The organism is uncultured Sphingomonas sp. (genome assembly GCF_913062585.1).
In the GTDB taxonomy this organism is placed as follows: domain Bacteria; phylum Pseudomonadota; class Alphaproteobacteria; order Sphingomonadales; family Sphingomonadaceae; genus Sphingomonas.
Genome location: NZ_CAJXWX010000043.1, coordinates 1 through 8,695, shown reverse-complemented (window position 1 = coordinate 8,695; position 8,695 = coordinate 1). Strand labels below are relative to the sequence as shown.

9 protein-coding genes and 1 pseudogene are annotated in these 8,695 nt (G+C 68.7%); 6 read left to right on the top strand and 4 right to left on the bottom strand.

Annotation, left to right across the window (positions count from 1 at the left end; all coding sequences use genetic code 11):
* A partial coding sequence (locus QZ546_RS17485) for a TCP-1/cpn60 chaperonin family protein (RefSeq protein ID WP_294240494.1) occupies positions 1-450 on the top strand: 450 nt, incomplete at its 5' end.
* Positions 451-931: 481 nt separating this feature from the next.
* Here the strand turns inward: QZ546_RS17485 and QZ546_RS17480 are convergent.
* Genes QZ546_RS17480 through QZ546_RS17470 form a run of 3 tightly spaced genes read right to left on the bottom strand, consistent with a single transcriptional unit; the run spans position 932 to position 2,921 of the window.
* The gene (locus QZ546_RS17480) at positions 932-1,681 is read right to left on the bottom strand and encodes a thioredoxin domain-containing protein (protein WP_294240489.1); all 750 of its coding nucleotides are present in this window, start codon (positions 1,679-1,681) and stop codon (positions 932-934) included.
* Between the two features lie 29 nt (positions 1,682-1,710).
* The gene (locus QZ546_RS17475; RefSeq protein ID WP_294240486.1) at positions 1,711-2,406 is read right to left on the bottom strand and encodes a thioredoxin domain-containing protein; all 696 of its coding nucleotides are present in this window, start codon (positions 2,404-2,406) and stop codon (positions 1,711-1,713) included.
* Positions 2,406-2,921, bottom strand: coding sequence for a DUF721 domain-containing protein (locus QZ546_RS17470; protein WP_294240482.1), 516 nt, complete (start codon positions 2,919-2,921; stop codon positions 2,406-2,408). The genes QZ546_RS17475 and QZ546_RS17470 overlap by 1 nt, the downstream gene beginning before the upstream one ends.
* Positions 2,922-2,947: 26 nt before the next feature.
* On the opposite strand from QZ546_RS17470, the gene QZ546_RS17465 reads away from it, so the two are divergent.
* The 3 genes from QZ546_RS17465 to nudC are packed head-to-tail and all read left to right on the top strand — an operon-like array spanning position 2,948 to position 6,176.
* Positions 2,948-4,006, top strand: a complete 1,059-nt coding sequence (locus QZ546_RS17465; RefSeq protein WP_294240481.1) for an A/G-specific adenine glycosylase — start codon at positions 2,948-2,950, stop codon at positions 4,004-4,006.
* Positions 4,006-5,322, top strand: coding sequence for a serine hydrolase (locus QZ546_RS17460; RefSeq protein WP_294240496.1), 1,317 nt, complete (start codon positions 4,006-4,008; stop codon positions 5,320-5,322). The genes QZ546_RS17465 and QZ546_RS17460 overlap by 1 nt, the downstream gene beginning before the upstream one ends.
* On the top strand, positions 5,319-6,176 hold the full coding sequence (nudC, locus tag QZ546_RS17455) for an NAD(+) diphosphatase (RefSeq protein ID WP_294240478.1): 858 nt from the start codon (positions 5,319-5,321) through the stop codon (positions 6,174-6,176). Before QZ546_RS17460 ends, nudC begins: the two co-directional genes overlap by 4 nt.
* A gap of 127 nt (positions 6,177-6,303) precedes the next feature.
* Here the strand turns inward: nudC and QZ546_RS17450 are convergent, their stop codons facing one another.
* Positions 6,304-7,194, bottom strand: coding sequence for a prephenate dehydratase (locus tag QZ546_RS17450; protein WP_294240476.1), 891 nt, complete (start codon positions 7,192-7,194; stop codon positions 6,304-6,306).
* A gap of 117 nt (positions 7,195-7,311) precedes the next feature.
* On the opposite strand from QZ546_RS17450, the gene QZ546_RS17445 reads away from it, so the two are divergent.
* Entirely contained in the window at positions 7,312-8,019 is a 708-nt protein-coding gene (locus QZ546_RS17445) for a cytochrome c family protein (RefSeq protein WP_294240473.1), read from the top strand.
* An 11-nt stretch (positions 8,020-8,030) separates the two neighbouring features.
* Positions 8,031-8,633, top strand: a pseudogene (locus QZ546_RS17440) (NAD(P)H-dependent flavin oxidoreductase); the annotation flags it as partial.
* Positions 8,634-8,695: the final 62 nt, after the last annotated feature.

Genomic DNA, 8,695 nt, shown 5'->3' with positions numbered 1-8,695 from the left:
GACGCGCTGCACGCGACCCGCGCGGCCGTCGAAGAGGGCATCGTCCCCGGCGGTGGTACGGCGCTGCTGTACGCGACCAAGGCGCTGGACGGCGTCAAGGGCGTCAACGACGACCAGACCCGTGGCATCGACATCGTTCGCAAGTCGCTGACCGCGCTGGTTCGCCAGATCGCGCAGAACGCCGGCCATGACGGTGCGGTCGTGTCGGGCAAGCTGCTCGATCAGGACGACACCTCGTTCGGCTTCAACGCGTCGACCGACACGTACGAGAACCTGGTTGCCGCTGGCGTCATCGACCCGACCAAGGTCGTGCGCACCGCGCTCCAGAACGCGGCGTCGGTCGCGGGCCTGCTGATCACCACGGAAGCCACCGTGGCCGAGCTGCCCGAAGACAAGCCCGCCATGCCCGCCGGCGGCGGCATGGGCGGCATGGGCGGCATGGACTTCTAAGTCGGATGTCGGGGACCGGCGGGGAGACCCGCCGGGAACCGGACCGGCTCGGGGTTTCAGCCCAGCCAAAATGAAGAGGGCCCGGGGAGCGATCCCCGGGCCCTTTTCTATGCGTCCCGCCTCCTGATTCCTGCCTCCGTTCAGCCTGAGCGAAGTCGAAGGCCACGGGAATCCGCACGCGGCGATGGCGGTCCGTGCACTTCGACTTCGGTCAGTGCGAACGGGGGTGGGGGAGAGCCACTGCAAGGCCTCGTTCTCCGGCGAAGGCCGGGGCCCAGTTGCGGTGCGATCGAGAGGGCTCCAGGCGTCGCGTGGGAGGCTTTAACCGGCGCGTCGCAAACGCCTCCCACGAAGCCGTCCGCGTGCCATCGACGATGTGGCGACTGGGCCCCGGCCTTCGCCGGGGTACGGATGATGTGGACAACAAAAAAGGCGGCCGAGCCTTCGCCCGACCGCCCTTCGCGAACCGCAAGCGCGGCGCTTATGCGCCCGCGTTCTTCAACGCCGCCTCGACATCCGGCCAGGTGATCGCGCCCTTCAGCGGCTTGCCGTTCAGGATGAAGGTCGGCGTGCCCGTGACCGTGCCGTCCGCGCCGCGATCCTGGGTCTGCTTGGTCAGGCGGTCGATCTCCAGCATGTTGCCCAGGCATTCGCGCGCCTTGGTTTCGGGCATGCCGCGCTGCTTCATGAAGTTGATCAGGTCCATCTGCTCGGCCATCGCCTTGATGGCGTCGACCGGCTTGGCGTTCTGAAGCTGCTGCTGCATCGCGGGCGGCATCGCCTGGAGCTTGTCGTTGAAGCCCTGCTGCGCCTGGTACATCTGTTCCAGGATCGGGAAGAAGGTCGTCTCGCCCGCGCACACGCCGAGCAGCGCGGGGGGAAGGTCGGGCGCGCCGTGGATCAGGAATTCGCGGAATTCCCAGCTGACCTTGCCCGATTTGACGTAAGTGTTGGTCAGCGGTTCATAGCCCGCCCGCGCGAAGGCGCCGCAGGCCGGGCACAGGCGCGAGCCATATTCGACCAGCTTGATGGGCGCATTGGGGTTGCCCATCACATAGCCCTCGGCGGTCTTGCTGACGACCTGGGTCCAGTCCTTGCCCGCAGGGGCGGCGACCGCGGGCAGCGGCGAGGCGGCGGGCGCCGTGCTGTTGGCATCGCCATTGCCACCGCAGGCGGCAAGCGCCAGGGGTGCGGCAACCGACAGGGCGAGGAGAAGAAGACGAGACTTCATCGACATATGCTCCGAGGAAAAAGAGGGGTTTAGCGGGCGCCGGCCGCGCGCAACAGCGGCAACAGGCGGTCCCAGGTGAAGACGCCCATCGCCTGCTTGCCATTGATGAAGAAGCCCGGCGTGCCTTCGAACGATGCGGGCGCCGAACTGGTCATCGCGACGATGCGGTCGGTGGCGGCGCGGTCCGACAGGCAGGCGGCGATCTGCTGGTCGCTGAGCCCGGCGCTCTTGCCGATCGCGGTCAGCCCGGCGCCATCGGCGATCGCGCGCATCTGTGCGGCCTGGGGATACATGCCGATCCGCTGGCCATTGGCCTGTTCGAACTCCATGGCGCGCATGGCCCAGGTCTTTTGCTGGGCGAACAGCGTCTCGGTCAGGCCGGTGAACTTGGCCGCGCCGCCGCAACGGGCGATGAGCGCGGCGGCCAGGTCGATCCGGTTGAGCAGATAATGGCGGATCTCGATGCTGGTCGAACCCGATTTGACGAACTGCCCCTTCAGCACCGGGGTGGCGCTGTTCACGAAGGCGGCGCAGTGCGGGCAGGTATAGCTGACATATTCGACCAGCTTCACCCGCGCATTGGGATTGCCGATGACATAGGCGCCCGCCGGCGTCTGGGTGATATGGGTCGTCCAGTCGACCTTGCGTTGCGCCTGGGCAGCATGGGCAGCGCCAGTGGCGGAGAGCGAGAGACCGAGCGCGGCCAGCGACAGGAAAAGACGCATCACGACACCTTGGGAAGGCCGCGCGTCGCAGCGACGCCCGCGGCAAGCGATTCGAGGACCGCGCGAAGCTCCGGATCGGCGATCTGGCGCAGGCGGTCGCCCATTTCGGGCGGGACCGGCTGTGGCTTGGGCGGCGCGGCCCGGCGCGGCGCGGCCATAGGCAGCTCGCCCTGCCGGATCTGCAACCGCGCAACCGCCGGATAGCCGAAGAAGCGGTTCACCCGCTCGATGATCTCGGGCGCGATATGCTGCATCATCGGGGCATGGGCGCCGCGCACCACAAGGGTCAGCACGCCATTCTGCTTCTCGCCCTGGGGAAAGCGGATCGACTCGGGCGCACTGGCGGTCGACAGGCGCGGGCCGACGATATCGGGCCAGCGGCTGACGATCGCGCTCTGGACGAACCCGAAACGGCGAAAGGCTGCGCCGCCGATGGCGGGCAGCAGTTCGGACACCGCGCGGGGGCGATTCGATCGGGGGGGCGGCTCCTGGGGGGCGCGGATGCGCTTGCTCATATCGGGCTCCATGCCATAGCGGGCGGGTGGACGCCAAGCATTCATCATCGCCCGACAATCCTGCCGCCCGGCTGCTCGCCTGGTACGACCGGCACGCACGTGACCTGCCATGGCGCAGCCGTCCGGGGGAGACGCCCGATCCCTACCGGGTCTGGCTGTCCGAGGTAATGCTGCAACAGACGACGGTGGCGGCGGTCGGCCCACGCTTCACCGCCTGGACGCAGCGCTGGCCCGATGTGGCGAGCCTGGCGGCGGCACCGGACGAGGACATCATGGCCGCCTGGGCGGGGCTGGGTTATTATGCCCGGGCCCGCAATCTGGTGAAGGCCGCGCGCGCCGTCGTCACCGAGCATGGCGGGCGCTTTCCGGAAACCGAGGCGGGGCTTCGCGATCTGCCGGGGCTGGGCGCCTATACGGCGGCGGCGGTGGCGGCGATCGCCTTTGGTGAGCGCGCGGTGGTTGTCGACGCCAATGTCGAGCGGGTCGTCGCGCGGCTCTTCGCCATCACGACCCCGCTGCCCGCCGCGCGCCCCGCGATCCGCGAGGTGACCGACCGGATCACGCCGGACATGCGCGCCGGGGACTTTGCGCAGGCGATGATGGACCTGGGCTCCTCCATCTGCACGGTGAAGCGCCCACAATGCCTGCTCTGCCCGATCGCGGTCGATTGCCGCGCGCGGGCGGAGGGCATTGCCGAGACGCTGCCCGCCAAGGCGCCGAAAAAGGCGCGGCCCTATCGTCACGGTACCGTCTTCTGGATGGAGCAGAAGGGAAGGGTCTGGCTGGTCCGCCGCCCGGACAAGGGATTGCTGGGCGGTATGCGCGCGCTGCCGACCGGACCATGGGTGGATGAGCGACCCGGGCTGGCCGATGCGCCGGGGAAGGGGCCGTGGGTGATGTTGAACGAGACGGTCGTGCACGGCTTCACCCATTTCGAGCTGGAACTGGCGCTGGCCAAGAGCGAAAGTCCGCCCGATGATGAAGCGGCGGGCGAGTGGTGGCCGATCGTGGAGCTGGGAACCGCGGGCCTGCCCACAGTGTTCGCGCGGGCAGCCGAGCGTTTGAAAGGGAATGAGGGATCATGATGCGTCGCATGTTGATGACGGGTGGGGTGATGTTGACCCTGCTGAGTGCCCCCACATCGGCGCAGGTGGCGCAACCTCGACCCGCGGCGCAGGGCGCGACCGCGCTGCCCGCAACGCAGGCGCTGTTCGATACGTATGTGAAGTCGGACAAGCTGCCCGGCATCGTCGCCGCGATCGGGTTGCACGGCCAGCCGCCAATGTTCGTGGCGGCCGGGCGCACCGGAATCGAGCCGAACGCGCCCGCCGTCACCCCCGACAGCCTGTGGCGCGTCTATTCGATGACCAAGCCGATCACCGCCATGGCCGCGATGATCCTGATCGAGGAGGGCAAGCTGAAGCTCGACCAGCCGCTGTCCGACATCTATCCGGCCTATAAGCAGATGCGGGTGCTGACCAACCCGCAGGCCTCGCTCGACAGTCGCCCAGCGACCAACCCGATCACCATCCGCGAGCTCCTGACCCACACGGCGGGACTGGGCTACAGCATCGTCACCAAGGGGCCATTGCTCAAGGAATATGAGCGGCTCGGCATCGTGCCCTTCGCCGCCAATGCGCAGGTCGAGGCGCAGGTCCGCCCGACGCGCCCCGCCAATCTCCAGCAATTCGCCGAGCGTGTCGCGACCCTGCCGCTGATCGCCGAGCCGGGGACGAAATGGAGCTATTCGATCGGCCTGGACGTGATGGCGGCGGTGGTCGAGAAGGTGTCGGGGATGCCGTTCGAGCGCTTCGTCCAGACGCGGCTGTTCACGCCGCTGAAGATGAATTCCAGCTATTGGCAGGTGCCCGCCTTCGCCGCGAACCGGCTGGTCAGCAACTATACCTTCCTGGGCGACAATCTCGTGCCCGTTGATCCGGCGGCGACCTCGGTCTTCCTCCAGAAACCCAGCTTTCCTTATGGCGGTGCTGGCCTCGTCATGTCGGCGCGCGACTATGACCGCTTCCTCCAGATGCTTCAGAATGAGGGGCAGGTCGACGGCGTGCGTGTGATGAAGCCGGAGACGGTGCGCCTCGCCATGTCCAACCTGTTGCCGGCAGGCGTCACCTTTGGCGGGGTGTCGGGATCGACCGGCGGCGCGTCGGGTGAGGCGGCGATGGGTTTCGGCGCGGGCGGATCGGTGACGCTCGCCGACACGCCGGGCGGGCCGGGCAAGGGCACCTATGGCTGGGGCGGGGCGGCGGGCACCATCGCCTATGTCGACCCGACCCGGCATGTGCGCGGCGTGGTGATGGTCAATTATTTCCCCGCCGACCGCTATCCGCTGCGCCGCGATCTGGCGGCGGTGCTGTATCAGGATCTGGGGCGCGCGCGCCAGTGAACGACATCGGCTTTACCGGCGGGCGGCTCGATCGCGCCGACCCGCTGCGGCATGACCCGGCAGGCTTCGCGGCCGCGCTGGCCCACCCGAAGGCGCGGCTGCTCGCCCTGACCGACTATCAGCCGGTGATGGCGGACGGACGGCTAGGCTGGACCGCCGTCGATGCGGGCGCACGGCCCGAGGACCATGTCCTGCTGGGCATCGAGGATGGCATTGCGCATTTCGCCCGGTTGACCGCCGAACCGGCGGTGGGGCGCTCGGTCGAGATGATCGCCGCGCTCCATGGGCTGGCGGCGGGCGAGGCGGCGACCTATGCGGCGGCGCGCTCGGTGCTCGACTGGCATGCGCGGCATGGCTTCTGCGCCCGTTGCGGGGCGGCGACCGAGCCGTTCCGCGCCGGCTGGGGGCGGCGTTGCGGCTCTTGCGGGACCGAGCATTTCCCGCGCGTCGACCCCGTTGTCATCATGATCGCCGAGCATCAGGGCCGCGCGCTGCTGGGCCGCCAGCCCGCCTTTCCGCCGGGGCGCTATTCGGCGCTGGCGGGATTCCTGGAGCCGGGCGAATCCATCGAGGAAGCCGTCGCGCGCGAGTTGTTCGAGGAAGCGGGCGTGCGGGTTCGACACGTCCGCTATATTGCCAGCCAGCCTTGGCCGTTCCCGTCCTCGCTGATGATCGCCTGTGTCGCGGAGGCGGTGGACGACCGGCTGACGATCGACACGACCGAGCTGGAGGATGCGATCTGGGTCTCGCGCGACGAGGTGCGCGCGGCGCTGGCCGGGGATGGCTCGCGGTTCGGCGTGCCGCCGGCTTACGCGATCGCGCATACGTTGCTGGAGGCGTGGGCGAACTCATAATTCCTCCCCTGCAAGGGGAGGTGGCGCGCGTAGCGCGTCGGAGGGGTGTCCCGCTATCGACAGGGCGACACCCCTCCGTCAGGGCTACGCCCTACCACCTCCCCTTAATGGGGAGGAATTCAATAATTTAGCCCCGCCGCCGCGCCTGCGGATAGGTGCCCAGCATCCGCACCCATTTGCTGTGAAAGCCCAGTTCCTCGATCGCGCGGTCGAACGCGGCTTGGCCGGGGCGGCCGACCACGTCGCAATAGAATTCGGTCGCCGCAAAGCTGCCGCCGCGCTGATAGCTTTCCAGCTTGGTCATGTTGACGCCGTTGGTCGCAAAGCCGCCCATCGCCTTGTACAGCGCGGCGGGGACGTTCTTCACCTCGAAGATCAGGCTGGTCATCCACGGCCCGTCGCCGACCGGCGGCTGATTGCCGCGCGCCAGCACCACGAAGCGGGTCATGTTGTGCGCCCCGTCCGAGACATCCTCGGCCAGCAGGTTCAGCCCGTACAGCTCGGCCGCGCGCGGGGGCGCGAGGGCGGCGATGCGCGGATCGCCCATCTCGGCCACCCGCGCCGCCGCGCCCGCCGTATCGGCATAGGCGATCGGGCGCAGGCCATGGGCGCGCAGCCAGTGGCGGCATTGGCCCAGCGCCTGGGGGTGGCTCATCGCCTCGGCCAGCTCGTCGCGCGTCCCGGTCGCCATCAGCGCATGGCGGATCGACAGGAAATGCTCGGCGACAATCGCCAGTCCGGATTCGGGCAGTAGGAAGTGGATGTCGGCGACGCGGCCGTGCAGCGAGTTCTCGATCGGGATGATCGCCTGGTCGACCTTGCCCGTCTTCACCGCGTCCAGCGCGTCGGCGAAGTCGAAACAGGGCAGCGGCAGGCCGTCCGGAAACACCTCGGTCGCCGCGACATGGCTGTTGGCGCCCGGCGCCCCCTGGAACGCGACGGCGCGGGCGGGCTCGGCGAGGGCGGCTTCGGTCATGCCTGCGACGATCGGACGGGCGGGGGCGGCGTAGTTTTCCATGGGGCTGCGGCCTAAAGCGCGGGCGCGACGCGATCAAGGGAAGCAGAACTTGCCGTTCGCGAAAGCGGCACCTAAGGTCGGCCCTCAGGAGAGATATTGGCGGGGCAGCGAAAAGCGATGGACCTAAAGACCAATACGATCGCGGGATGGGTGCTGGGTGCGGCTGGCACCGCATTGGGCCTGTCGATCGTCGGCGGCATGATCTTCCACGACAAGCGGCCGGACAAGATGGGCTATGCGATCGAGGGCGTCGAAGCCGAAGGATCGGGCGGTGCTGCCGCCGAGGTGCCGATCGCCTCGCTGCTGCCCACCGCCGACGCCGCCAAGGGGGCCGAGGTCTTCAAGAAATGCGCGGCCTGCCACACGATCAACCAGGGTGGTCCGAACGGTGTCGGCCCCAATCTCTACGCCACGCTGGGCGAGGGCATTGCCGAGGGCAAGGGCGGCTTCGCCTTCTCCGACGCGCTGAAGGCGGTCGGCGGCAAATGGGACTGGGACAAGATGAACGCGTGGCTGACGTCGCCGCGCAAGTTCGCGCCGGGCACCAAGATGACCTTTGCGGGCCTGTCCAATCCGCAGGACCGCGCGAACGTGATCCTGTATCTGAACCAGCAAGGCTCCAACCTGCCGCTGCCCGCCGCGCCCACGGCCAAGGAACCGGCGGCCGGTGCCGCCCCGGCCAATGCCGCCGACGCGGCGGTGAAGAAGGTCGAGGAGGATCCGCGCGCCGATACCGGCTCGATCGCCAATACCGGCACGCCCGCCAAGGGGGCGCCCTCGGTCGATCCGCAGGCCGCCATCGAGGGGGCCAAGGCGCCGCGCTGACGGCGGTGACGATGCTCGGCGCCTCGACCTTCGCCTTGCCGATCCTGCAGGCGCCGATGGTAGGGGTTTCTACGCCTGCCATGGCGGCGGCGGTGAATGCGGCGGGCGGATTGGGCGCGATCGCGCTCGGCGCGGGTGACGTTCCCCAAGCGGCCGAGGCGATCGCCGAGGTGCGGGCGCGGACCGACCGGCCGTTCAATGTCAATCTCTTCGTCCATCGCGCGCCTCGCCCTGACCCTGTACGCGAGGCCGCCTGGTGCGAGGCGTTGCGTCCCGCCTTTGCCGGGCAGGGTGCGTCGCCGCCTTCGTCGCTGCGCCCCATCTATCCCAGCTTCGCCGAGGACGATGCCATGCTGGCGCTGCTGGTCGCGGTGAAACCGGCGGTGGTCAGTTTCCATTTCGGCCTGCCCGATGATGCCCGCATCGCCGCGCTGAAAGGGGCGGGATGCTGCCTGCTGGCCAGCGTCACCTGCCTGGCCGAGGCGCAGGCGGCCGAGCGCGCGGGGGTCGATGCGCTGCTGGCGCAGGGTTATGAGGCGGGCGGCCATCGCGGCATGTTCGATCCCGATGCGCGCGACGACCGCTTGAGTACGCTGGCGCTGACCCTGTCTCTTATACACATCTCCGAGCCCACGAGACCGTACTAGATCTCGTATGCCGTCTTCTGCTTGAAAAA